Here is a 24,169-nt window from a genome sequence, read left to right on the forward strand (position 1 = left end):
CGACGACGACGACAAAGATCGGCCCGAGCACACGCCACTTCTTCAAACCAAGCAGCGTAATGAAGGCAAGCGCACCATAACAATAGAGTTCATAGGGTATCGTCCACAGCTGTCCATTGACGACGCCGGGCCATGGATTGTCTGCGAAGACGCCCGGCAGAAGAAAATGCACGTCGCCAATGGCGTTCAGCATGTATTTGAAGAACAGCGGGTCCGAAAAATACGATTGCGGCGGCAGGGTCGTGACCAGCGGACCGAGAATAAACGCGGACAGGATCACCTCGACGAACAGTGCGGGAAAGATGCGGATGGCGCGCAGCCCCAGAAACATGCCGAGCGTCCTGCACCGTTGCAGGCTTCCGGCCACGAGATAACCGCTGAGGGCAAAAAACATCGGCACCAGCAGGTTGCAGAGTCTTCCGAGCGGGCTGTCGTACAGCGCGTCATTCGCGGCCAGTCCGTAGCTCGTGAGACAGCTATGCACCGCGATGATCGCGACCGCCAGAGTGATTCTCAGATAGTCGAACCCGGATGGATGGCCAGCTGTTGCGGAATAGCGGTCACCCAGCGAATAGAAATTAACGCGCGCCATTGATACTCCCTGGCAGAACTCAGCGAACAATAACGGACCATCTGAAGAATTAACGCAAGAAGGAACTCATTTGGCCTTCGGACGCGCAGATTGTAAATCGGAATCTGCAAATTTTATCGTTTCAGGTAAACACGATCGGTACTCATGTTGCGCTCTCCGCGAGCGCCAAGAAAAATTGCGCGGCGCGCGGGGCAGAAGCAACCGATATTCGCGGCTCCGCATGCGGGCCCGGTACTTATCAACCCCGAGTGTCTTCGATTAACGTCATCTCCAATAGCTTGCATATTCAGCGGTCGGCTTTTGTCGCCGGAAGCCGATCTGCCCCACCGGCATTTCGTTGTATCCCCGGAAATTCATTTCGGCGGAATCGCATAGGCGATCAGCTCATCTCCGACAGGCGTTTCCATGAAGTGATGACCGCCAGCCATGATGACCAGGTATTGACGGCCGTCCACCTCATATGTCATCGGCGTGGCCTGTCCGCCTGCGGGCAGCTTGTCCTCCCAGACTGTTTTTCCTGTTTCGATATCGATGGCGCGGATCAGGTTGTCCGTCGCCGCTGCAACGAAGATCAACCCGCCCGCGGTGACCACCGAGCCGCCGTTGTTGGGCGTGCCGATGGCGATCGGCAGCATCGACGGGATACCGAATGGCCCGTTCGCAAGCGCCTTGCCAAGGGGACGATCCCAAAGCGTCTTGCCGCTTCGAAGATCGATGGCGCGGATACCGCCATAGGGCGGCTGCTTGCACGGCAAGCCAGTCTGGCGCAGCCGCAGGCCGGGGATCACACTAACTGCGTAAGGCGCGCCAACCTGTGGCGACTCTTCGCCGCCAATCGTGCCGTGCCTGCGATCGATCAGCTTCCACCCGAGGCGGTCCGCTTCAGCCCTCGGTACCAGCCGGACACTGTTCGGCATGTCGTTGTAGTTGGCGATGAGAATGCCGCGCGCCGGATCGACCGCGATGCCGCCCCAATCGGAACCTCCCATGAAACCGGGATATTGAATCGTGCGCAGCAGAGCCGAAGGCGGCGTAAAGATGCCCTGATAGTTCGCCCGGCGAAACATAATGCGGCAGGCCAACTGGTCGATCGGCGACATGCCCCACATGTCGCGCTCGGTGAGATCGGGGTGGCGCAGGGTGTGGTAGAGCGAGAACGGCTGCGTCTTCGCACGCTGCTCGGGCTCGACGCCGCCTTGCGGGACCTCCCGCTCTTCGACACCTACCAGCGGCTCGCCGGTGCGGCGGTCCAGAACGAAGATATCGCCGCGCTTGCTCGGCAGGATCAGTGCCGGCACGGTGCCCCCTTGCGCCGGGAAATCCACCAGCGACGCCTGCGATCCAAGATCGTAGTCCCAGACATCATTGTGCACGGTTTGGAAATGCCATGCCGGTTTGCCGGTTGTGACATCGAGAGCGACAAGTGAAGTTGCGAACTCCTTTTCGCGGTCGGACCGGCTGCCGCTCCAATAGTCAACTGCCGATACACCCAGTGGCAGATAGACCAGCCCGAGTTGCTCGTCGCCCGACGCCGTCGTCCACATATTGGGCGTGCCGCGCGTGTAAGTCTCGCCCGCGGCAGGCAGCGTGCTGACATCGGGATTGCCCATGTCCCAGGCCCAGCGCAATTTTCCGGTATCCGCGTCGTATCCCTGGATCACACCCGATGGCGCGTCTCGCTTCTGCCCATCGAGAACCTGGTGACCGATGACAATGACATCCCGTACGATCGTCGGCGACGACGTGATCGAAAACATACCGGGATCATGTTCGCCAATGCCGATCGTCGTATCGACCTGGCCGGCGCTTCCGAACTGATCGCAGGGCGCACCTGTCTTGGCGTCAACCGCGATCACCCGGGCGTCCAGCGTGCCCTCGATGATCCGCGTCGCGCAGAGCTGCGCCGGATCGGCGTTCGGCACGGCGTAGTAGGCTACGCCACGACATGCCGCCGTGAAGGGAATGTTGTCGTCGGGTACCTTCGGATCAAAGCGCCACCTTTCCTTTCCGGTTGTTGGATCGAGCGCGATCAGGATGTTCTTTGGCGTACAGAGGTAGAGCATGTCTCCCACCTTGAGCGGAGTCGTCTCGGCGCCGTAGGTGTTCCTGGTGCGTTGGTTCGGCAGATCGCCGGTATGAAACGTCCATGCCCGAGTGAGCCTGAGCACGTTCTCCCGATTGATCTGGGTCAGCGGCGAATACCGCCGGGCGCTGTAACTGCCGCCATAGGCAGGCCAATCCGTTCCGGTTTGCAGCGGTGACGGATCCGCCATGCTTTCTGCCGGCGGCGAGACAATGCCCGCAGCCACGGCAGTCCCGCGGATATGCTCGATCGCAAAACCGCAGCCCGCCGCCAACAAGATGCAGGCGGCGACGGCGCCAAAGGCGGTCGCTTGGCCGTGCCGGAAAGAGCGCAGCCGCATACCGATCGGAATCACAACAAGCAGCAGCAGCAACGGGCCAACCACGCGCGGCACCAATGCCCAGCCATTGAAACCAACCTCCCACCATGCCCAGAGCAGCGTCGATGCAAAGATGACCAGGTACAGCCATGCCCCTTCTGCCCGACCTCGCATCAGGAGATACCCGGCCCCGACCAGCGCGGTTCCCGCGCAAAAATAATAGAGTGAGCCGCCAAGGAATATCAGCCACCCGCCGCCGACAGCGAGCACAAGACCGAGCATGATCATCGCGGCGCCAAGAATGAACGCTGACCAATGGAACCCGGACCACCCGCCAGCCTTGGAAGCACCAATCATGAAAATACCTCTTTTTCAAAACCCGATCACGCTCAATGTCGAAGAGACGCGATAGCCGTTCGATCAAACGTTGTCCATCTGACGAGCATGGCAGCGCGTCGAGATACGACCATTGCTCAATGTGTTGGTAAAGACCAAGCACGAACCGCGAGCCTTGCTCGGTATTAATACCAGGCTTGCACTTCCAGTCGGACGTTCAGAGATACCCTGGGAGTTCGTTGCATTCTCGTCTTCAGCCATTCCGGACTCCTCGTAACTATAGGCACACTTATCGATCGTGCCGCAGCTCGGACAAATTGCTTTCCGGATCCGGATTCACTAAACGGAATTTCATCAGCCAGATAACCGCACGTTCTCCGTGCCAACCGAGGAGAGCCGTTGTCTCTTTCTGCACTTTACGCGCTAGATCGCAATACATTCGATATCGTTTCCGTCGATGTGTTCGATACGACGCTGCTCCGTAACAACAAGGGCCAACGCCGACGTTTCGCCGAAGTTGCGGTGGAACTCTCGCGAAGGCTGGCCCGGGAAGGGCACGCGTTTGACGTCGGTCTTCTGTATAGACTGCGCGTCGCGGTGCAGGGCCTCGCTTACCAGGCCGTTCGGATCGAGCGGCCGGAAGGCGACGCGACGCTTGCGCGCATCCAGCAGATACAGTCTGTGCTGCTTGGCATTGACCCATCCTGCGTCCGGCACATGCTGGAAGCGGAGCTTGCGGTCGAACGGCGAAGCCTGAGCGCCAATCGCGCGTTGATCGACTGGCTGGTCGCCATCCGCGCCGAAGGCAAGCCGGTGATCGCAATCTCGGATATTTACCTGCCCGAGACGGTCGTCAATGAGCTTTTATTCACGAGCACTGGCGGGACCACCATCGACCGGACCTACGTCAGCTCTGATCTCGGCCTGACCAAACACTCCGGAAAATTGTTCGCAAGCGTCGCTGCAAGCGAGGGGGTGCCGCTGGCGCGCATGCTTCATTGCGGAGATCACCCGCGTTCCGACCTGGCCATGCCCCGCGCCGCCGGAATGCAGGCCGTTCTCCTGCCACGGCCACGTCTGCAGCGCGCGATACGCAAACTTTCATCTCTTGCGGGTGCGCTCGCGGAGCCGCGCATCAAGCCGGCGACGTCGATGCCGGCCAGCGTGCGCAACCGGCGCGACTTCGGCAGGCAGATCCTCGGACCGATATTTGCTGAATTCGCGCTCAAGACGTGGATACTGCTGTCCAATCTTGAACACCCGGAAGACAGCGTACTGCTGTTCTGCGCGCGCGGCGGGCTGCGCTTGCAAACCATCTACGAAAACTTCCTGGCCGCATCCGGTCTGGCCAGCCCGATTGCGATCCGGCCCCTGATGATTTCGCGCATCGTCGCGGTGCGCTCGGCCCTGCTTAAAGGCGGCGCGGCGGCCTTCGAGCAAATCGGTTACGAATTCGGCGGCCGTCCGCTGCGCGACATCGCGCGTGCGATTGGCTGTATCGAGCCAGATTCGGACGATGACAATTCGAAAGCCATCTGGGACGCGCCCTATTCAAGGCAGGGCCTCGAGGCTGTGCTGGCATCGCCGGCGGGACGGCAATTCGTGTCCGCTGCATCAAACCAGGATGCCCTGTTCCGCGAGCATCTGGAAAGCTGCAGCGCCGGCCGGTCGCGGATGATACTTTGCGATACCGGACTGTTCGGCAGCACGCTTCAGCTGCTCAAGGAAGCACTCCCGGACAAGAGATGGAGCTGTGTCCAGTTCGCCCGCGCCAACTACAAGCGCATGGCATCTCCACACTTCGGTGAAGTGATCGGAATTGCGTCGCAAGACGACCGCTATTCACCGTTCAATCCGCGCTCGTCGATCTTGCGATATTGGCACCTGATCGAGGCAACCCTGGAGCCGCCGCTACCCAGCGTTCGTTCCTTCACGCGGGTAGACGGCGTGGCGCGATCCAGTCTCGAGATCGACGGCTGGTCCGAGCTGATCGCGCCGGAGCCGGATGAGATTTTTGCGGGTGTGCTTGACTACATCGGTGCGCTGCGCCCCGCCGACACCACCGTTCGCGTCATGGCCGACGTGGAGATTGCCTTCCGGCGCCTGCACCGCGCGATCGTCTGGCCGACACGCAACGACGCAGGCTGGCTCGACTTTCCTCCCCGTTCCATGGACTTCGGCAAGGACGGCCACGTCCCGGTCATCGTGCGCGACGGCGGCCTGCTTCAGGCGATGCGCAGAAGCGAATGGCGGGAGGGCGCTATCGCCGAGATCGCATCACCGCTATTGCGTCCGCTCCTTCTGGCTGCCGTTGAAGCGGCCTTCGCGGCGCGTTGGCTGCACTACCGCTTGATCCGATCGGGTGGCGGGCCGTGAGCCACCGATGCGGGCAACTCGCTGTCATCCACCAACCGCGCTCGCGAACGAAGGACATGCGATGTTGGTTTTGACGCTATCTCAGAATACCTGTGAAATCCGGGCGCGGGCGGCATCGCCGGCGACGCAACATTCGAAGGCAGCTCGATGAAGGTCGCGATTATTCACTATTGGCTGGTCGGAATGCGCGGCGGCGAAAAGGTTATCGAGGCGCTTTGTGACATGTATCCGCAGGCGGATATCTTCACGCACGTGTACGTACCGGAAAGCGTGTCCGACAAAATCCGCCAGCACAAGGTGATTCCGACGTTCATCAACGCGCTGCCGCGCGCCGCCAGGATGTATAAAAACTACCTTCCGCTGATGCCGATGGCGCTCGAGCAGCTCGACCTGCGCGGCTACGACCTCATCATCAGCAGTGAATCGGGGCCGTCCAAGGGGATCATTCCGCCCCCCGATGCGCTGCACGTCTGCTACTGCCACACGCCGATGCGCTACATCTGGAACATGTATCATGACTACCGCAATAGCGCCGGCCGGGTGGCACGTCTCGTGATGCCGGCACTGTCTCACTACCTGAGGATGTGGGATGTGACGTCAGCCGCACGGGTCGACAGCTTTGTCGCGAACTCGGCAACGGTGGCAGGCCGCATTCGCCGATACTACGGGGCGGATTCCGTCGTCATTCATCCACCCGTCGATACCGGCGCCTTTTCGATCGCGGCGCCCGCCGAGCTTGCCGATTATTATTTAATGGCCGGCGAGCTCGTCTCCTACAAACGGCCGGATCTGGCGGTGCGTGCCTTCAATGAAATGCAGCTAAAGCTCGTCGTGATCGGCGGCGGCGAGATGCTCGATGAACTTCGCGGCATGGCGGGTCCCACCGTTACGGTGCTGGGTCCTCAGCCTTTCGACGTCTTGAAGCAACATTACGCGAGATGCCGCGCGCTGATCTTCCCGGGCGAGGAGGATTTCGGTATGGTGCCGGTCGAAGCGATGGCGAGCGGTCGACCTGTCATCGCCTTCGGCCGCGGTGGCGCGACCGAGACCGTTGCAAGCGGCCTTTCGGGGGTCTTCTTCGCCGAACAAACGGTCGAGGCCATCACCTCGGCGGTCCATGGTTTGGCAGGTATCGAGATCTCACCCGAAAGGATCGCCGAACATGCGGGCCAATTCGGCCGCGAACAGTTCTTTCAGAAGATGCGCGCGCACATCGACGGCCTCCTCGCCGAAAAAGCGAGCGCGCGTTGATGGCGCGCCCAGCAAGCCGATCTTGAGGCTCGCTCTCCTCGTCAAGGCTCGCGCGAGGTATCGATCACCGACAATGATCGGCCTTCGATCACCAGGCATGTCAGGCGGCCGGTCGCAAATGCGCCTGTATCGATATTGATCCGGTTGGGTCCGACATCTATTTCACTGCTGGGCGTATGTCCGTGAACAATGATCCTGCCGAAGTCGAAGGTCGACGACAAAAATTCCTCTCTTATCCAAAGCAGATCGCTTTCCTTCTGCTGCGACAGATCGACATGGGGCTTTGCTCCGGCATGGGCAAAGAAGAAATCGCCGCAGCTGAATGAATTCACCAGATCGCGGAAAAACCGAAAATGCGCTTGCGGCAAGGCGCTGTGAAAGGCCGACTGCAGTTCGATGATTTGCCTGCCCTTTGCCAGGCTGTCACGGGCCACCCCATACGACACCAGGGTTTCCAGGCCCCCCAAGCGCAACCACTGATCGAACAGGCTGCGATCACTCAGGCATTTGATGGCGATCAGTTCATGGTTACCCCTCAGAAATATCGATTCATTCGTCTGGCCATGCTCGATCAGCCTGTCGATGGTTTCACGCGACGACGATCCGCGATCAATATAATCGCCCAAAAAGACATAAACCGGCCTCATTGTTGGTCGGAGGGCGATATCGGCATCGATCCGCGCCAGCAATTCGGTGAGCAGATCGAGACGGCCGTGAATGTCGCCGACGGCGTAGATCCTTACCCCTCCGGGCAAACACGGGTGTCGCCCCCGCACTCTCAGTTTCTGAAATTCCTTAAGAGAAGACAGCACTCGTCAAGTCTCCATCACCGAATGGCATCCCTATAGATCAAAACCCAGCCTAGCATCATCTCGAAGCCGGCCGATCAAACGAGGTTCGAACCCATCTTCCGCCACGGCGGTGAACCGTTTCGAACCACCACACGATGGCTTCGAGCGCAGTCCAATGCGAACCATATCGATCGGCCAGTTAAGCTTGTTTGAACCAGCGCGAGCGTACGCAGCACCGGATCATTCCCGGCCACAAATGCTCCATCAAAATATCACATTTTACAACGCGTTATATGGAGTGCCGCCAATTGACCATATTGCTGCTACGCCATCCGCGATAGCGGTTCAGGAAGGTTGCCACATCTCGATATCTGAAGGCCCGTTGTCTTTGATAAATCTCAGTCAGAACAGTTAGTTGGTGTCGCGATGCGTATCGGAGTGTTGATTTGGTTGGCCGTCAGCCGGCATCGCCAAAATGAGCATGGGTTAGTTTGGGGAATTGTATAACATGAACATGGCCGGGCAATTTCCGCCCTACACGCCTGCGATGGATAACGATCCGAGTTCCGGAACGTTGCCGATGGTCCAGGCTCGCGACTTCCTTGGCAGACAATGGCGCCTGATCGCCCTGATCACCGCATTTTCGATTGTTCTCTGGGGCGTCTACATCGCACTTTCGCCGTCCAGGTATACCGCCCAGGCCGATATGATCATCGATACCAAGCGGGTGGTCTGGACACAGGCCGAGATGACGGCCGAAAACCATATGATTGAGGATGCCGCCGTCGATAGCGAGATCGAGACGACCAAGTCAGAAAAAGTCGCGATGGCGGTCGTCAATCGATTGCATCTGACCGCGGATCCGGAATTCGTCGGGGCCGGTCCAGGGCTCAAACGCCGTATCCTCATGCTGTTGAAACTGAGTGACGGAACGCAGCCCAAACCTTCGGCCGACGATCTGATGAGGAGCGCTCTCGGCACGCTTGGAGGTAATCTGCGCGTCGTCCGCTTGGGACGTAGCTACATCGAACAGATCGCCTATACTTCCCTTGACCGGGACAAGGCTGCGATCATCGCTAATGCCTTCGCCGATGCCTACATCGAAGATCAGCTGCAGGCGAAGTTTGAGGCCACGCACCGCGCCAGTGTCTGGCTCGAGCAACGCATAGGAGAGCTGCGCGAGCAGGCGAGCGATGCCTACAGGAAGGTTCAGGATTTCAAATCCGAGAACGGCATTATCATCGGCGTCGATGGCAAGCTCGCCAGCGAAGTTGAGCTCGATCAGCTGGGAATAGCCTTGGCCAAGGCCCGCGCCGATACCAGCCAGGCGCGGGCGAAGCTCGACCGCATCACACGCGTCCTGGAACAGCGAACGCAAAAGGAAAGCCTTGATATTCCCGATCCGGTCGTCACCGACGCGCTGAGCAATCCGGTCATAACCAGGCTTCGGCAGCAGTTTCTGGATGATCAGAGCAAGGAGTCGGAATGGAGCGCCCGGTACGGGGCCGACCACCTGGCCGCCAAAAATCTCCGTGCCGAGATGGCTGCGCTGCAGCGCTCGATCTGGGATGAAATCTCCCGCATCGCCGAAAGCTACAAGAGCGAACTTCAGATCGCCAGGAGCCAGGAAGAATCCATCGACAAGCGGATGACCGAGGTGTTCCAGAAGTCCGCCGCGACGCGACAGTCGCAGGTACGCCTGCGCGAACTCGAGACGGCCGCGAATTCCTATCGGGGCATCTACGAGACGTTCCTGACACGGTTCACGCAATCGGTGCAGCAACAATCGTTTCCATCGACCGAAGCCCGGGTTGTCACGGTAGCCTCGGCTCCCCCGCTGCCAAGTGCGCCGAACACCCAGCTTACTCTTGCGCTGGCGATCATTTGCGGATTGGGCCTTGGCGGACTTGCGGCATTTACGCGCGAGCAGATGAGCCGCCAGATCCATACCCGAGCTCAACTTGAAAAGCTTCTCGGAACCAGTTGTCTTGCGGTTCTGCCGGCGGTCGCCGAAAAACGACCCGTCTTGCGCAAGCGTCGGGCGACGCAGGATTCCACCGCGTTTCGGCGGATCAACGAAGTCGCGCCATTTTCCGCAACCGCGGAGGCGCTGCGGTATATCAAGGTGGCGATTGATCTTCACCCGACCGGGGGCAAGGTCATCGGGATCGTTTCGGCACTTCCAGGAGAAGGAAAGACGACGGTCGCCGCGGCCTTCGCGGCCTTCGTGGCCAAGGGCGGCGCGCGCACCTTGCTGGTTGACGCCGATTTGAGGAATCCTTCGATGACGAGAGCGCTCGGCTATGGCGGCCAGCCGGGCTTGCTCAATATGGTCGCGGACAAATCCGCCTTTGAGGACCTCGTCATCACGGATTCGAAATTCAAATTCGATTTCCTGCCATCGTCGACGAAAATCAGGTCCTCGAACAGTTCCGATGTCCTGACTTCACCGGCAATGAAGGACATGCTGAAGGCGGCACGCAGCGATTACGACTATGTCCTGGTCGATCTGCCTCCGCTTCTTCCGGTCGTCGACGTGAAGGCGGTCGCCCATCTGCTGGACGCATTTGTTCTGGTCGTGGAGTGGGGCAGCACATCCACCGACGAAATTCTGAAGGCGATCAACACCTCCCCTATCGTGTCGGAACGGCTTCTTGGCGCCGTCCTCAACAAGGCCGACGAGGCGGTCATGCGCCGCTTCGAAGGCTATTCCGATCGGCGCTACGATTATTACACCAACGATAAATTTCCAGCCGAAGCCGCCTAGACGACCCAGTAATCACAGGCGTCAAGCGTCTAAGCAGAAACTAACCGGTCAAGCGTAAGGTCGAAGAGGGCGCCCACAAGGGGCGCCCCTACGTCCTGTCGATCCTGTCGGGGCGACCCTTGTGGTCGCCCTCCTTCGGCGCCCCGCATCCAGCCTGTTTCGTCCAAGGGGGTCGGCCAAGGGCCGGTGACGAACTAAGGCGACTCGGAAGATTTAAAGTCCGATGTCTCCTAAGCACAAACTTCGGCCTTTACTGGATCGCCCCGGCAGCTTATTCGCAATGGATTTTCCGGCGATGCCGCGCGCTCATATTCAGCCGCATCCCAACCCATTCGTTCGTCGCTGCACAGCCAAGTCGAGCGGCTCGGCTCGCCGCGGCAAAAGGCCTTTTCGGACGCCTCGCAGAGCCTTCGCTCCTGAGAATACGCTGGAATCGGCCGAAAAATCACGGGCGACTGCGCGTTCGCTTGCAACCTAATCTGGCATCGAATTCGCAATTGTGACCCAAATAATCCCTTGAGTTGTCGGGAATGCTGGGTAAACGGTAGAAAGTTGCACTGCAGCATTCATTGCCTTGTGTTTGGTTACGCAGCTTGCCAAGTTTAGCGGCATATCCGAAATAGGTAAGGGGAGCAGTCGGTTAGGAGATCATCCGCAATGAAGATCCGCCTAAAAATCGAACTTGCGAAATTTTGCAGTGCTTATAAGTTTATGAAATAAGATTACCAACACTAATAACCAAACAATAAAATAAGCGCTTGGTGATTTCTTAGGCGTTGTATTGAGGAGTACCCGGATATGAGCGGCTTGGCCGATACGCCCACTGGTTTGAGATTTGCTTCCGTGAAGCTACAGCGTCCCGTCGGGTTGGCTGCGAAACGGATGATCGACGTCATTTTGGCGGTCTCCGCAATCGTTTTGCTCGCCCCTTTGTTGATTATCTGCTTCGTAGCAACGGTCGTGACGTCGCCCGGACCGGCGCTCTTCCGTCATCGACGCGTGGGGTTCAAGGGCGACTATTTCGATTGTCTGAAGTTCCGTACCATGGTGACGGACGCACCAGAGCGCTTGCGCCGGCTCCTTGAGGAAGATCCCATAGCCGCGGCGGAGTGGGCGGCCAATCGAAAGCTGCGCAACGATCCACGGGTGACCGCGATCGGCGACATCCTGCGCAGGTCCAGCCTGGACGAGTTGCCGCAGTTGTTCAATGTCCTGAAGGGCGAGATGAGCATCGTGGGACCTCGCCCCGTTACCGAGGAAGAACTGGTCAGGTATTCCGACGCTGTCGACGCTTACCTCGCATGCCGGCCGGGCATCACAGGGCTTTGGCAGGTCAGCGGTCGCAGCACAACGACGTACGAAAAGCGCATCGCATATGACGCGTTTTATGCTCGCAAATGGTCGATGTTCCTGGACATCAGGATATTGGTGGTGACGATTCCCGCTGTTTTGCTTTCCGATGACGCCTATTAATCGCCTCTGAGATCGGCGATCCCATCGCCAGGACGTCACCATCCCCGCAAATCGGCGTCGCCTTCGAAGCATGGATACGAAATGAGGAATACCTGCCCATGACGAATTTACGTTAATTTGCCGTTTTGATTGCTGATTCCCCGCGTCACAGCTACTGAACGCTTAGTCAAACAGCGGTAACAACGAATGAGTGATGTCCAGCAATCCGTCAAGCCGCTGGCTCGGCCCGCCCGGTCCCGGCCAACGGCTGCGCAGACTGGCAAGAAGGTCGCAATCTATTGCCTTACCGCCTTGATCTTATCGGCGATGATCGCATGGTTTGGCTTGCTGGGCTGGGGCTTCGTAGCGATATTGCGGTGGCTGTGCGACTGCGTTAGAAGCTTTTGGGCGACGCCAATCTAGGTGTTGGACGGCAGGCTCTGCTTGAAGGGCGCGGCCGAATTCGTCTCCTCCTCATGCCGCCGTTGAACTGAGGTCAGGGATCTGCGTTCGCGACCGGCAAACTGTCGATCGCATCGGCACTGAAATTTTCGCAAGGCTATCCGGGAAGTTCTATTAAGATGGCAAGTATTCTGGTCGCCGGTGGCGCGGGCTATATCGGGGCGCACACCTGCCTTGATTTATTCAACAAGGGTTTCACACCGGTCGTCTATGACAACCTGTCAAATGGCCATGCGGAATTTGCCAAATGGGGACCGCTTGAGGTAGGCGACATCCGGGATCGCGGCAGACTCGATGAGGTGCTCCGGAAATACCGGCCTCTCGCCATCATACATTTTGCCGCAGCTATCGAGGTCGGCGATTCCACGAAAGACCCCGGCTTCTATTATGAAAACAACGTCGCTGGAACGATAAATTTGCTCCGAGCCGCGCAGGCCGCGGGCATCGACAAGATCGTATTCTCCTCGACTTGCGCGACCTACGGCATTCCCACCTCGATACCGATCGATGAAGGCCACAGCCAGTCGCCGATCAATCCGTACGGACGAAGCAAGCTCATCGTCGAGCAGATCCTGAGAGACCTGGACCTCTACCAAGGCTTCCGGTCGGTGATTTTACGCTATTTCAACGCTGCCGGAGCCGATCCTGAAGGTAGAATTGGCGAATGGCATTCGCCGGAAACTCACGCCATACCGATTGCAATCGAAACCGCATTGGGCCGCCGGCCATATTTTCAAGTTCTGGGCACGGACTATGACACGCGTGATGGATCCTGCGTGCGTGACTTCGTCCATGTTCTCGATCTTGCGGCCGCGCATACGAGCGCGATTGCGCATCTCTTGAATAACGGCGGCAGCTGCGCCCTCAACCTCGGATCCGGCCACGGCACAACAGTCAAGGAACTGCTCGCGACCGTCCAGCATGTCGTAGGCAGAGATTTTGAGATTAAACAGGGTCCACGTCGCGAGGGGGACTCACCCGCGCTGGTCGCCGACAACGCGCTGGCGGAGCGAGCTCTCGGCTGGTCGCCACGACACGACCTGCAGTCAATTATTGTTACCGCTTTTAACTGGCACTCAAATTACCTGCCGATCTAGCTACCACCTGGTTTGTTCGGCCGTGTTCACGCTCGTCACTGCGTTTGCCGTGTTCGACACGGTGGCGGCGGTGTTGTTGATCAGCGTCAGCAGCTTGTAGTAGTCCACGACTTTGGCGTTGGCGACATACATGACGTCCTTGGACCGTATTTGGAAAGCGGCAGCCAGCAACATTCCCGAGGGATCGCGGACGTTGACGTGATAGATCGTCGGTATCCGATCGAAGATGAATCGCTTGGTATCGATGCCAAGCTTCTCCAGGAACGGACGCTCCTCATACCGATAGACGTAAATCTCGCGAGGATCGGATTGCTGGTCGTTGAGTCCGCCCGCCTTGCCCATCGCCTGGACCAGCGTCAGCGTTTCGACGTCGAACGGAATTTCGGAGTTGAAGCCAAAGACGTTTTGATTGAGGGCTCCGAGCGCGGTGAAGGTTGGCGCTTCATGGGTGAGGAAAATCACGTCATTCGGTCGAATGAAGATGTTCTCGCGCGGGTCGTGCACCACGCGGCTCAACAGCACCCTGACGCGCTTGCCGTCCCGCTGCAGCGTCACGTAACTCTCGATCGCCTCGAATTTCGGGCCGCCGGCGCGCGCGATCAGTGCCAGTAACCGTTCGCCGACGCTGTTGAGCGCCAGCACATTCGGCGTATTCACGTCACCCAACACGCTGACGACGCTTGAATGCTGCTGATTAAGGCTGACCACCACCTGCGGCTCGATGGCGCGGTTGCGCAGCCGGGCGACGATCGCCTGCTGGATGTCCGGAATGGTCCTCCCGGCGGCCGGAATCTCGCCGGCATAGGGCACGTAAATGCTGCCTTTTTGATCAACGGCCTGTGCCGGCAAATCGACGAAGTTCCCGGGCCGGGCGCCTGCCGCTTGCCCCGGCGTGAACAGGCCGCCCGGGGCGGCTTCAAATATCGATATATTGAGGACGTCGCCGATACCGATGTCCTGGGTCGGCTTCGGCCGCTTGTCCGGGAATTCACCCTTGAACGTGATCAGATTGGGCTGCGAAAGAAAGCCGATGGTATCGGCAGTCACGTCCACCAGCGCGTAAGGCAATGAGGCCGTGGACTGCAGGCCAGCCGTCGCATTGCCGTTCACGGCGTCGCTGTTTGGGCCTGTCCCCGGCAGCAGCGAGCAGGCCGGCAGCAGGGCTGCAAGCATGATGGCGGAAAGCGGGGAGCCGAGCCGTTTCAGCATGACGACAGGTCCCGGCGAATATCGTTGATCATCAACAAGTTCCTAAGCAAACCGAACACGTCCGGTTAGACTCGCCCGGCCGCCATCGGAAGGAAGGGGATCAGGCCAAGTCCCGGTGGGTTATTCTGGGCTAAGCCAGCAAATCCTCCTTTTCTGGAAGGCTCCTGCACTTTTCTGGAAGCCTCCTGCAGCTTCTGGCTGCACCCTACAGAGCAATTCAATTGCCTCAAATACCCAAATCCCGCCCGGTCATCGCTTTTGCAACAGCCGTGACTTAAGGGCCACACCTTCCGGCCCCTGCCGATGCATCCTAGTGATTAGAGCCTTCTTTTGAGTAAACTTCCGTACAAGCAAGATCTTATCGGGGCCTCTCGGAGTTTCGCCCAAGGGAGCATCAATAAGTGTGGCGATATGGACTCTCTTGGCCGCCAAGGGTGACTGCGAAAGCGACCTTCAGTGTCCTTTTGAGCACGACGGCAACCCGGTCCTTCGCCCAGTGTGCGAGGTTGCGTTTGCTGGCCAGATTATGGTTGCGAGCAGCAGTTCGGTTGCTCCTGGTCCGATGCCGAGGGCTTCCCCCAACAGGGGCTTCCGCTGAAGCCTCTTGTGGAATAGCGTTGTTCAATCAATCAAGGCTTTCGTTCTAACTTGGCCAACCTAACCGATAAGGTGCATGGTTCCGCGAATGAATTCGCAGGTAGCAAGAGCAATCGATTTTGCACCTGGTTAAGGCTGCGTGATGCTAATCAATGGCCGCCGGCGCGGACGTTGAGTGGACAAACGAGGGAGACGACAAGATGGAGGCAGCTGCCATCGCGCTGGCCATTCTGGGAGTTGCCGTTGGCGCAATGTTCCGGCTGAAGGTTCTGTTGGCGATCGTCGCGCTGCTGCTGGTCGCTTCGCTGGTATTCTCGCTCTCTCGTGGCTTTACCTTTCAGGGCACGGCACTGACAATACTGGCCGCGCAATGCATCCTCCAAGGCAGTTATTTTCTTGGATTGGTGATCCGCGCCGTCGTCAGCGCCGCTTACCGCATGCGGCTCACGCTCTGACGCCGCCGGTCCGGCCGCCGCCATATTTTCAATTATTTCTTCTGGCAATCTGAATAGAACGCGCCGTTGGCCGCATCCGTGCGCTCAAGGCACTGCGATGGATCGGTCACCTTGCCGGCAACCGTGAAGTCGTATCCCAGATCCTGTAGAACGAGAACATAGCGGCCGGCGGGAAGCGCGAAATCGGCATTCTCGGCCTGCATCAAAAGCATTTCGGGGTTCCCCGCGATGGGCCGTACTCTGTATTCATGCGATAAATTTCGAATGTTCCAGGCGTTCGACACCGGCACGAAACCCGCTTTGCCTTTGCCGTCGAATGTCAGGGCGCGCACAACCCGGGCGACAACGCGTACCTCGATCCGATCCGGCGCGCTGGCCGCCAGATCGCGGCGGAACACCACGAACCTCACTTTACCGTCGGCAAGGGTTGTATGGCTGGGCTCATTGATGGGCGTGGACAAGGCGACGCGCTTGTCGGGAACCCGAAGCGACAGAGCATGAAGTTCGCTTAGCGCGGCGTCGCTGCCCAAGGCGTAAACGCCGTAATCGCTGGGCAGCGGAAAAGGCAGCGAGGCCGATGCGACAGCCGACGCAGGCGAAATCGACGGCTGGGCGGCCGCCACGGCTGTCTGCGAGGGTGCATTGGTCCGTTGCATATAGATGGCCAGGGACGCCACCGCGCCGAACAGCAATGCGCCGATGTAGAACCTCACCAGTGGTGATAAAATCACCCTTGTTCTTAGCTGTAAAACCGGCTGCACTTCGGGTCGCAAACGAACAATAGTCGGCGCAAGAACCTCTGCTGGCGCCGCGTTCAGGGGATGGGTCGGGATCATCGACGTCAATGCCGGCTCGGCTGGCGCGGGGCTAAACCCCACTTGCGCAAATGCAGTTGGAGCCGGAAGGCGCGCCGTCTCGTCGTAGCGTTGGGTATGATCTTCAACCCCGCGGATGGCGCCTTCAAGCGCCGCCGAAAGCCGCTCCTGTTCGGCATGGTCGGCCGACGACACATCGAGCTTCAGCCTGGCGCGCGCGAACTCGTAGATCGCCAGCCGCATCTGCGAGGGATCTTGCTTCACCGTATTGATCATCCGCGACAGCAGCAGGGCGAACTGAACCTCCTGCGCATGAGGCGAGACCATCTTGTCGCGATCAATCATGGGTAGTTCGGATGTCATAACCGTGCCGGGTTGCTGACAAGAGCGGCCAACTCCATCTGACCCATAATCGCTTGAAAAACATGACCTTTCGGGCCAACCGCAGCTGTCACACGGTCCCCCGGGGTGCCACCTCAAAGGTCGCACAAGGCGAGGTTGCGCTGCCACCATAAAACTCTATCGGCCGGCTGGCTAGACGGGATTGTCCGGGAGCTGTGGTGGACTTCTATGAACTGATCGCCCAGCATAAGGCTTGGCGAAGCGTCGGGTTACGGTTTATTGTCCGATAGCTCCGAGGTGCGCCGAAAATCATATTTTGAGGAACAGGTCATGTCGCACGCCGCCAAGATCGCTATCGTTGCTGCATTTGCCGCGCTCAGCCTGTCGAGTGAGGCGTCGGCGCGCGGACGCCTGTATCCCGTGACGCGGTGCGGACCCGACCTCGCCGACCTCTGCCCGATCCACGGCTATTTTGATCTGACGCCCTTCCACTACAACGTCGCCATCTACCCCGGCTGCATCAAGGTGGTTCCGGTTGAAACGCCCCACGGTATCGAATACCGGCGCGCCATTGTCTGCGGATGACTCTGGGGCGCATGGTTTGCTTCGCGCTGAAGGAAAAATGAGCGCCAATCCGCTTGGCGGCGTCGCCAACAAACGTCCTGACCGCAAATGCGCGTCGGAAACCTGAAGATCTGGCGTTGTTGCATACGGTAGCCCGGTAATTCGGAGCTTTCTTCAGCTCATTCACCTTGGCATTCATTATAGCCACGATTCCGGGCAGCTGACCTTCCGCTGCGCCCGCGCATTGGCTATTGCTGCGGCCACGTTCCTTCAGCACTCCACGACGAGGCGATCTCAAAAATGTTTCCGAAGCCGAAATCCGTGCTGGTTCCGAATACCCTGGCCTACGAATCCGAACCGATGGTGAAGCCGACCGGTTTTCGCGAATACGATGCCCGCTGGCTGTTCGGCAAGGAAATCAACCTGATGGGCATTCAGGCGCTGGGCATGGGCCTTGGCGCGCTGATCGCGGAACTCGGCGCCAGCCAGGAGATCGTGACCGGGCATGATTTCCGCGGCTATTCGGCCTCGATCAAATACGCGCTGATTTCAGGGCTGATGGCCGGGGGATGCAAGGTGCACGACATCGGCCTGTGCATGACGCCAATGGCCTATTTCGCGCAATTCGAGCTCGACGTGCCCTGCGTGGCGATGGTGACGGCCTCGCATAACGATAATGGCTGGACCGGCGTCAAGATGGGCGCCAACCGGCCGCTCACCTTCGGCCCCGACGAGATGACCCGGCTGAAGGAGATCGTGCTCAACGCCGAGTTCAACAACAGGGCCGGCGGGTCCTATGTGTTCCACGAGAATTTTCCGGCGCGCTACATCGCCGACCTGACCAAACGGCCCAAGCTGAAACGCAAGCTGAAAGTCGTGGTCGCCTGCGGCAACGGCACCGCGGGCGCGTTCGCGCCACAGGTGATGGAAGCGATCGGCTGCGAGGTGATCCCGCTCGATACCGAACTCGATCATACCTTTCCGAAGTATAATCCCAACCCCGAAGACATGGAAATGCTGCACGCCATCCGCGACGCGGTGCTCGAGCACAAGGCCGATGTCGGCCTCGGCTTCGACGGCGATGGCGACCGCTGCGGCGTGGTCGACAATACCGGCGAGGAAATCTTCGCCGACAAGGTCGGCGTGATGCTGGCGCGGGACATGTCGGCGATCACCGAGGGCGCGAAGTTCGTGGTCGACGTCAAATCGACCGGTCTGTTCGCCACCGATCCGGTGCTCGCCAGGCAGGGCGCGAAAACCACCTACTGGAAGACCGGCCACTCCTACATGAAGCGCCGCACCCACGAGCTCGGCGCGCTGGCGGGGTTCGAGAAATCCGGCCATTTCTTCTTCAACGCACCGCTCGGCCGCGGCTATGACGACGGCCTGATCTCGGCGATCGCGATCTGCGAGATGCTCGACCGGGCGCCGGAAAAGTCGATGGCGGATCTGAAGAACGCGCTGCCGAAAACCTGGTCGTCGCCGACGATGTCGCCACATTGCGCCGACGAGGCCAAATACGGCGTCGTCGCGCAGGTGGTCGGGCATTTCGAGGCGATGCAGGCCAATGGCGAAAAGGTTGCCGGGCAAAAGATTCGCGATCTCGTCACCGTCAACGGGGTGCGGGTCACGGTCGAGGACGGCAGCTGGGGCCTGGTGCGGGCGTCATCCAACAAGCCTGAACTGGTGGTCGTGGTCGAGAGCCCGGCCTCCGAGCAGCGCATGCGCGACATGTTCGAGGCGATGGATTCGGTGCTGCGCGGCCATCCCGAAGTCGGCGAATATAATCAGAGAATTTGACCCAACCTATCGATCCGGACGCATTTGAAAACGCACTGTCCCTACCGCTTCGCGGGGGGAGGGGAGAACCCGATCCGATTCAATAGTTTTCACGGCTGGCCTTAGCCACTCTTTTTTGTGCTCGTTCTACGTAGACTTGTTGCCTCCGGCACAATCAGCTGCATGATTTCGTCCACGGTCTCGCGTGTCGCCTGACTTTGGGTGTTGGTTAAATCAACCACCGCTTGTGTGCCTGCTGCCTGGGTCCCATCGGGAGGTCGAAGGCGGACAATCTGCTCAACGCTGATCATCACAGCGTTGCCTGCCGGTCCCGTTACCTTGATCCAGGCCATTGCAATCGCTCAACCCTTGAAATACTTCGGAACGCCCAGATAAAACCTACCGCGAGCGAATGAAAACCTTGATTCGTCACCCCCATGCAACGCACCCAGCGCGCCAGATTCCCGACGATGCGGCATCTGTCGCGACAACTGAAAATTTTAATCGTAGGTAGTAATCAACGTCAAGCAGTCAATCGCCGAAGCGTCTTCTGCAGCAGATGCATGAGGCGATGCGCTTGGCCGAGCCATGAGTGCGGGCCCTGCCAAGAGCGGTCGTCGCGCACCAGGCGGAATCCGAGGTTGCTTGGCGGACTGCCGACCGTACAGCCTCCGGAGCGCGGATCGCGGATGAAGTCCGTGACATAGGCACGATGCCGGCCCTCGACGACCCGAACGCCACAATTGACCCCGGTGACGACCGCTGCTCCGCTTTGATCGACCCTGTTGCGCGCGAAACAGGTATCGGTCCATTCCCAGACGTTACCGGCGAGATCTGCGAGGCCATTTTCGTTGGTCCCGAAGCTCCCGATCGGCTGCGGTTCCCGCTCGACCGTCTCGTCGCGCCGTGAATCCCTGTCGTACCTGGCCAGTGCCCGGCGGCCGGGATCGGTGGCGATGGCGCTGTCGGGCACGTCATCGCCGCTGAACCGGCTGGCCGCCGCATAGGCCCACTCCTCGTCCGTCGGCAGCCGGAATTCGACGCCGGATCGGTCCGACAGCCAGGCGGCATAGGCGCTCGCGTCCCGCCAGCTCAGTCCGACCGCGGGACGGTCGACCGCGGCTGCGCCGCGGTCGCTCATCTGACATGCTCCAGCCTCGACACAGCGTCGATACGCCGCCGCGGTGACCTGGTGCCGCATCACGACAAGCCGGCCCACAATCACGGCGGTAACGGTCGGCGCCGTTACCGGACCGCCGTCGCGGCTGAAATCCCCGCTCCGGCGATATTCGAAAACACCGGCAGGCAACTCGGTCAGATCAAGCGCCAGCACCTCCGGCGCGCCCGGCCCCTCTCCATATCGCTGTATCGCCAGAGCGACGGCGATCGTCGCGCTCGCCGCTGCCGCCGACGACGCGACGATCCCAACCAGCCATGCCAGACCTCCGGCGACCGGCGGCCACGACGTGGCGGGCCCGAGCCGCGTGCTAATGCGCCGCCGCATTGACCGGGCCCGGCGCCATCACCTGGGTCATGAGATCGTCGTTCCAGGCGCCCTCAACCTTGAAATGCGCGGTGGCGCCCAGCTCAACCGCCTCGATCATGTTGTGGTTGACATAGGCGTAAATCCCCGGCTCGAGGAAAGTATAGAGCGCCGCGCCGGCGGAGCCGCCTCGGATCAACCAGGTCTCCAGGCCGGTCTCCGGAGGATTGGAGAACTTTCCAGTCTCCCAGACGTAGTCGCCGTGACCGCCAATCAGGTGCGGTCGGGAATCCCGGTCGGGCTGTGAATGCACGATGAGCACCGTTTCGCCAACCTTGGCAGGCATCGCGTTGCGACCGGTCAATGCGCCCACCCTGCCGTTGAACACGACATGCGTGGGCACGAGCTTGTGCATCAGCTCGATCGTGTCGGAGAAGGCCTCTCCCGGCGAGGCATAGGTCTTGAATTTCCCGTTGGCGTCGCGCGGAACATAGAAATCATTCTCGCCGAGGTAGTAGACCCGGTCGTAATGGAGCGGCTTTCCGGCACCGTCTTTGAGACCGTCGCGAGGCAGCACCATCACCGCGCCCGCCATGCCCGATGCAATATGCCATGGAATCATCGAGCCTCCGGGAATGCAGTGATAGACGAAGACGCCGGTGCGCGTCGCTTTCCAGCGAATCACGGCCTCCTCGCCGGGTTCGATCAGCGTCAGGTCGCCGCCGCCTGATGCGCCGGTGGCGGCGTGGAAGTCGATGTTGTGCGGCATCGTGTTGGTCGCGGCACTGGCGAGGGTGACCTCGACAAAGTCTCCCTGGTGCACGACCATCATCGGGCCGGGGATCGAGCCGTTGAACGTCATGGCTTGGAGCCTGGTTCCGATCTCGTCGATGACGCGTTCCTTCTCTTCGACCAGCAATCGGAATTCCAGGATCATGGGGCCATTGCTGGTGGCCTGTTCGTGCGGATGAACCAAAGGGGGAGCGACGAGATCGACCTTTTTCCGCGGCAGATCGGGCACTTGAGCCAGGCACGGGCGGGCTATGAAGGCGGCGGACAGGGCGGCGCCAACGATTGTGCTTCTTCTGGTGATCACGATCATTCTCCTGGTTTGAGCGAATAGCGACCGGCCCCGATATCAATTACAACGTGTATGTCCTTTTTGTGACCCTAGATAGAAATATTAATTTTTACTATCTATGGTAGTTTAGCGCGTCACCGCCGCGCGCATTATCAAGGACATCCGATAGGTCGCGTGGCGCGAGATTAGGCGCCGGGAGAGGATAATTCGACTCTGAGTATGCTACCAAAAGTTGCATCGAAATTGTGGCGTAAGCTGCGCAATGACGCGTCATCCACGGAGCCTGAATACTGGGCGGGATGCAACCTAAGGAGGCATCTCTCGGCGTGCATTGGTTCGAGCCGATCAAGATAGATCTGACGGAGCCTGCCGATCCTGATTGGGGCAAAGTCTATGATACCTCGCCGCAACGCTGATCACGCGGGATCGCTTGTTGCTGAAATACGGCGAGGACGGCCAAGTCAGCACCATCGCGTGCTGAGGCGCGCGCTTTGCATGCCGGAAGAGCAGCCCGTCGGCTAGTCCGAGGCTGGCAGACGGCGCAGGGTGAATTCGATCTTTCGATCGGGGAGCTGCTGCCAGCGCTCGACGATGGTGCGGTAGCCGCCTTGCGGAACGCGACCGAGAATGTCGCGGACGGTGAGGCGCGCCGCCTCCAGAGGCAGCGTGTATGTCTGACGAACGAAGTCGTCGTTTTCGGGGTTACGAAGGTGGCTGCGGTCGGCGAGATTTCGCTGTGGTTTCATGAAGGTTTTTGCCCGTCTTTCTGACTGCAAGCCCGTGTCGGGGCCGGCGCAGTTGCGTTATCGTTGCGCCTCAGAGTTCCCTATGCGCATTGAACCATTTATAAATATTTAGCGCTCGATTTTTTTGTTCGATGGGTCGCCGCTCACTGTCATGGATGACCCGGTAAAAATATCGCTTCGTCCAAATTCTTCCATTGCGTTTTTGCGGCCACAAGGAGAAGGCTGTTCTCCGGACTGTCACTGTAAGGCTGGTGCCGCGCCATTGATGCCGGGAAACCAAAGCGTGCCACTCACCAATGTCATCGGAATCGACCACGCCGTCGTCGTGGTCAGGGATCTCGACAGCGCCGCCGCAAACTGGAAGCGTCTTGGTTTCACCGTGTCGCCGCGCGGCACCCACAGCGCCAAGATGGGATCGGGCAATACCACCATCATGCTCGACCCCGACTACATCGAATTGCTGGGGGTGCTGGTTGAAACCGAGCACAATGCCCCGACCCGCGCATTTCTCGCCAAGCGCGGCGAAGGCATCGAACGTGTCGCCTTCACGGCGCTCGATTCCGCCGCCGGCGCCGAGGAGATTCGGGCACGCGGTTTTGAGCCCATTGGTCCCATCGATTTCGAACGGCCGGTAACGATGCCGGACGGCGGCCTGTCGGCAGCCAAATTCAGGGTTTTCCAATGGCCGCTTGAAGAGGCACCCGGCGGCTTGCGTATTTTCGCCTGTCAGCACAAGACCAGGGACACGGTCTGGCTTCCGGAGTTGATGCACCACGGCAACGGCGCCAAACGCCTCAGGCAGGTGCTGGTCGTTTCACCGGAGCCAGCCCAGGATGCGGCGCATCTCGCGCGCATGATCGACCGGGACGTCAGGACCGAGCCGGACGGCGCCGTCGCGGTACCCTCAGGTTCAGATCGCGCCGATTTCGTGTTCCTGGCCAAAGACCAGTTGGGCCGGCGCTATCCGGAAGTCCCGCTTTCGGGATTGCCGGAGCGCGGCGGTGCGGGTCTCGTGATCGCGACATACGATCTCGGCGCCGCGGCGCAGGCGGCCGGGGGCTCCGGCATCCGCAGCGGCGGCGCGGTTTGCGTGGCACCCGCGGCCGCCAATGGTACATTGCTGATCTTCGTCGCGGCATAGCCCGCGCGAGGCAACCCTGCTCGCTATGGTGCCGGAGCGGTCCGAGAGTCAGGCGGCATAGGCGTCCCGCCAGCCTCAGTCCGACCGCTGGAATTTGTCATGCAAACCGATTACCGCGATGATGAGAAGATGCCGGTGATTTGCCCGACGTGTTAAATTATTTCTTGTCCGCCAAGCCTTCGGACGACGTCGCGAAAAGAAACTTGCCCGACGGGCTAGGACAGGCCCTAGATCTGGTGTGATTTGGGCTGTCAAGCCACAATGTGAAAAATATTCCTGTTGCCTTTTTGTTCGAATCAGTTATAGTCACACCCGTCTCGTTCCAGATGAGGGGCGTATCGCGATCGTCAGACACGCGGGATGAGATGCGGTGGACGCGGCAGCGTCGGGCTGGCTATGACATGGCAGGGCAGGATGTACATTGAGGTCGC

At 59.7% G+C, this 24,169-nt stretch carries 18 protein-coding genes; 9 read left to right on the top strand and 9 right to left on the bottom strand.

Annotation, left to right across the window (positions count from 1 at the left end):
- Together ABSG20_RS06205 and ABSG20_RS06210 are read right to left on the bottom strand one after the other, a co-directional pair.
- Window positions 1-592 (bottom strand): acyltransferase family protein (locus tag ABSG20_RS06205; RefSeq protein ID WP_423863620.1); only part of this gene is annotated, 592 nt, incomplete at its 3' end.
- 353 nt (window positions 593-945) lie between these two features.
- Window positions 946-3,351 carry a membrane-bound PQQ-dependent dehydrogenase, glucose/quinate/shikimate family gene (locus tag ABSG20_RS06210; RefSeq protein ID WP_423863621.1) on the bottom strand — a complete coding sequence of 802 codons (2,406 nt, stop codon included), beginning with the start codon at window positions 3,349-3,351 and terminating at the stop codon, window positions 946-948.
- A 378-nt stretch (window positions 3,352-3,729) separates the two neighbouring features.
- Here ABSG20_RS06210 and ABSG20_RS06215 point away from each other — a divergent pair, with 378 nt between their 5' ends.
- Both ABSG20_RS06215 and ABSG20_RS06220 read left to right on the top strand, forming a co-directional pair.
- Window positions 3,730-5,706, top strand: coding sequence for a hypothetical protein (locus ABSG20_RS06215; RefSeq protein WP_423863622.1), 1,977 nt, complete (start codon window positions 3,730-3,732; stop codon window positions 5,704-5,706).
- Window positions 5,707-5,853: 147 nt separating this feature from the next.
- Entirely contained in the window at window positions 5,854-6,957 is a 1,104-nt protein-coding gene (locus ABSG20_RS06220; protein ID WP_423863623.1) for a glycosyltransferase, read from the top strand.
- A 41-nt stretch (window positions 6,958-6,998) separates the two neighbouring features.
- On the opposite strand, the gene ABSG20_RS06225 is transcribed toward ABSG20_RS06220, so the two are convergent.
- Window positions 6,999-7,769 (bottom strand): metallophosphoesterase family protein, encoded by a 771-nt coding sequence (locus ABSG20_RS06225; protein ID WP_423863624.1) that lies wholly within the window; start codon window positions 7,767-7,769, stop codon window positions 6,999-7,001.
- 487 nt (window positions 7,770-8,256) lie between these two features.
- On the opposite strand from ABSG20_RS06225, the gene ABSG20_RS06230 reads away from it, so the two are divergent.
- The 3 genes from ABSG20_RS06230 to galE all read left to right on the top strand — a co-directional run bounded on the left by ABSG20_RS06230 (window position 8,257) and on the right by galE (window position 13,526).
- The gene (locus ABSG20_RS06230; protein WP_423863625.1) at window positions 8,257-10,515 is read left to right on the top strand and encodes a polysaccharide biosynthesis tyrosine autokinase; all 2,259 of its coding nucleotides are present in this window, start codon (window positions 8,257-8,259) and stop codon (window positions 10,513-10,515) included.
- Window positions 10,516-11,313: 798 nt separating this feature from the next.
- Window positions 11,314-11,988 (top strand): sugar transferase, encoded by a 675-nt coding sequence (locus ABSG20_RS06235; RefSeq protein WP_423863626.1) that lies wholly within the window; start codon window positions 11,314-11,316, stop codon window positions 11,986-11,988.
- Between the two features lie 560 nt (window positions 11,989-12,548).
- On the top strand, window positions 12,549-13,526 hold the full coding sequence (gene galE, locus ABSG20_RS06240; protein WP_423863627.1) for a UDP-glucose 4-epimerase GalE: 978 nt from the start codon (window positions 12,549-12,551) through the stop codon (window positions 13,524-13,526).
- On the opposite strand, the gene ABSG20_RS06245 is transcribed toward galE, so the two are convergent.
- Window positions 13,527-14,735 (bottom strand): polysaccharide biosynthesis/export family protein, encoded by a 1,209-nt coding sequence (locus tag ABSG20_RS06245; RefSeq protein WP_423863628.1) that lies wholly within the window; start codon window positions 14,733-14,735, stop codon window positions 13,527-13,529.
- Between the two features lie 749 nt (window positions 14,736-15,484).
- Between ABSG20_RS06245 and ABSG20_RS06250 the strand changes: the two genes are divergently transcribed.
- Window positions 15,485-15,787 (top strand): hypothetical protein, encoded by a 303-nt coding sequence (locus ABSG20_RS06250; RefSeq protein ID WP_423863629.1) that lies wholly within the window; start codon window positions 15,485-15,487, stop codon window positions 15,785-15,787.
- Window positions 15,788-15,819: 32 nt separating this feature from the next.
- Here ABSG20_RS06250 and ABSG20_RS06255 read toward each other — a convergent pair whose 3' ends face one another.
- Window positions 15,820-16,947 (bottom strand): hypothetical protein, encoded by a 1,128-nt coding sequence (locus ABSG20_RS06255; RefSeq protein ID WP_423863630.1) that lies wholly within the window; start codon window positions 16,945-16,947, stop codon window positions 15,820-15,822.
- Window positions 16,948-17,274: 327 nt separating this feature from the next.
- Between ABSG20_RS06255 and ABSG20_RS06260 the strand changes: the two genes are divergently transcribed.
- Together ABSG20_RS06260 and ABSG20_RS06265 are read left to right on the top strand one after the other, a co-directional pair.
- Complete coding sequence (locus ABSG20_RS06260; RefSeq protein ID WP_423863631.1) at window positions 17,275-17,529, top strand: hypothetical protein; 255 nt, start codon at window positions 17,275-17,277, stop codon at window positions 17,527-17,529.
- Window positions 17,530-17,808: 279 nt separating this feature from the next.
- Complete coding sequence (locus ABSG20_RS06265; RefSeq protein WP_423863632.1) at window positions 17,809-19,308, top strand: phosphomannomutase/phosphoglucomutase; 1,500 nt, start codon at window positions 17,809-17,811, stop codon at window positions 19,306-19,308.
- 101 nt (window positions 19,309-19,409) lie between these two features.
- Here ABSG20_RS06265 and ABSG20_RS06270 read toward each other — a convergent pair whose 3' ends face one another.
- From ABSG20_RS06270 to ABSG20_RS06285, 4 genes are all read right to left on the bottom strand, one after another.
- Window positions 19,410-19,640, bottom strand: a complete 231-nt coding sequence (locus ABSG20_RS06270) for a hypothetical protein (RefSeq protein ID WP_423863633.1) — start codon at window positions 19,638-19,640, stop codon at window positions 19,410-19,412.
- Between the two features lie 170 nt (window positions 19,641-19,810).
- The gene (locus ABSG20_RS06275) at window positions 19,811-20,791 is read right to left on the bottom strand and encodes a formylglycine-generating enzyme family protein (RefSeq protein ID WP_423863634.1); all 981 of its coding nucleotides are present in this window, start codon (window positions 20,789-20,791) and stop codon (window positions 19,811-19,813) included.
- Window positions 20,775-21,866, bottom strand: a complete 1,092-nt coding sequence (gene nirK / locus ABSG20_RS06280) for a copper-containing nitrite reductase (protein ID WP_423863635.1) — start codon at window positions 21,864-21,866, stop codon at window positions 20,775-20,777. Before nirK ends, ABSG20_RS06275 begins: the two co-directional genes overlap by 17 nt.
- Before the next feature lie 503 nt (window positions 21,867-22,369).
- Window positions 22,370-22,597, bottom strand: a complete 228-nt coding sequence (locus ABSG20_RS06285) for a hypothetical protein (protein ID WP_423863636.1) — start codon at window positions 22,595-22,597, stop codon at window positions 22,370-22,372.
- A 283-nt stretch (window positions 22,598-22,880) separates the two neighbouring features.
- Here ABSG20_RS06285 and ABSG20_RS06290 point away from each other — a divergent pair, with 283 nt between their 5' ends.
- Window positions 22,881-23,738, top strand: coding sequence for a VOC family protein (locus tag ABSG20_RS06290; RefSeq protein ID WP_423863637.1), 858 nt, complete (start codon window positions 22,881-22,883; stop codon window positions 23,736-23,738).
- Window positions 23,739-24,169 lie beyond the last annotated feature (431 nt).

The sequence above is a fragment of the Bradyrhizobium sp. genome (assembly GCF_049512235.1).
Classification (GTDB): Bacteria; Pseudomonadota; Alphaproteobacteria; order Rhizobiales; family Xanthobacteraceae; genus Bradyrhizobium.

What these genes read in the sequence shown, in the direction of transcription:
- ABSG20_RS06210 (WP_423863621.1), bottom strand. Translation starts at nt 3,351, where the DNA reads ATGATTGGTGCTTCCAAGGCTGGCGGGTGGTCCGGGTTCCATTGGTCA.
- ABSG20_RS06220 (WP_423863623.1), top strand. Translation starts at nt 5,854, where the DNA reads ATGAAGGTCGCGATTATTCACTATTGGCTGGTCGGAATGCGCGGCGGC.
- ABSG20_RS06230 (WP_423863625.1), top strand. Translation starts at nt 8,257, where the DNA reads ATGAACATGGCCGGGCAATTTCCGCCCTACACGCCTGCGATGGATAAC.
- ABSG20_RS06235 (WP_423863626.1), top strand. Translation starts at nt 11,314, where the DNA reads ATGAGCGGCTTGGCCGATACGCCCACTGGTTTGAGATTTGCTTCCGTG.
- galE (WP_423863627.1), top strand. Translation starts at nt 12,549, where the DNA reads ATGGCAAGTATTCTGGTCGCCGGTGGCGCGGGCTATATCGGGGCGCAC.
- ABSG20_RS06245 (WP_423863628.1), bottom strand. Translation starts at nt 14,735, where the DNA reads ATGCTGAAACGGCTCGGCTCCCCGCTTTCCGCCATCATGCTTGCAGCC.
- ABSG20_RS06250 (WP_423863629.1), top strand. Translation starts at nt 15,485, where the DNA reads ATGGCCGCCGGCGCGGACGTTGAGTGGACAAACGAGGGAGACGACAAG.
- ABSG20_RS06255 (WP_423863630.1), bottom strand. Translation starts at nt 16,947, where the DNA reads ATGATTGATCGCGACAAGATGGTCTCGCCTCATGCGCAGGAGGTTCAG.
- ABSG20_RS06260 (WP_423863631.1), top strand. Translation starts at nt 17,275, where the DNA reads ATGTCGCACGCCGCCAAGATCGCTATCGTTGCTGCATTTGCCGCGCTC.
- ABSG20_RS06265 (WP_423863632.1), top strand. Translation starts at nt 17,809, where the DNA reads ATGTTTCCGAAGCCGAAATCCGTGCTGGTTCCGAATACCCTGGCCTAC.
- ABSG20_RS06270 (WP_423863633.1), bottom strand. Translation starts at nt 19,640, where the DNA reads ATGGCCTGGATCAAGGTAACGGGACCGGCAGGCAACGCTGTGATGATC.
- ABSG20_RS06275 (WP_423863634.1), bottom strand. Translation starts at nt 20,791, where the DNA reads ATGCGGCGGCGCATTAGCACGCGGCTCGGGCCCGCCACGTCGTGGCCG.
- ABSG20_RS06285 (WP_423863636.1), bottom strand. Translation starts at nt 22,597, where the DNA reads ATGAAACCACAGCGAAATCTCGCCGACCGCAGCCACCTTCGTAACCCC.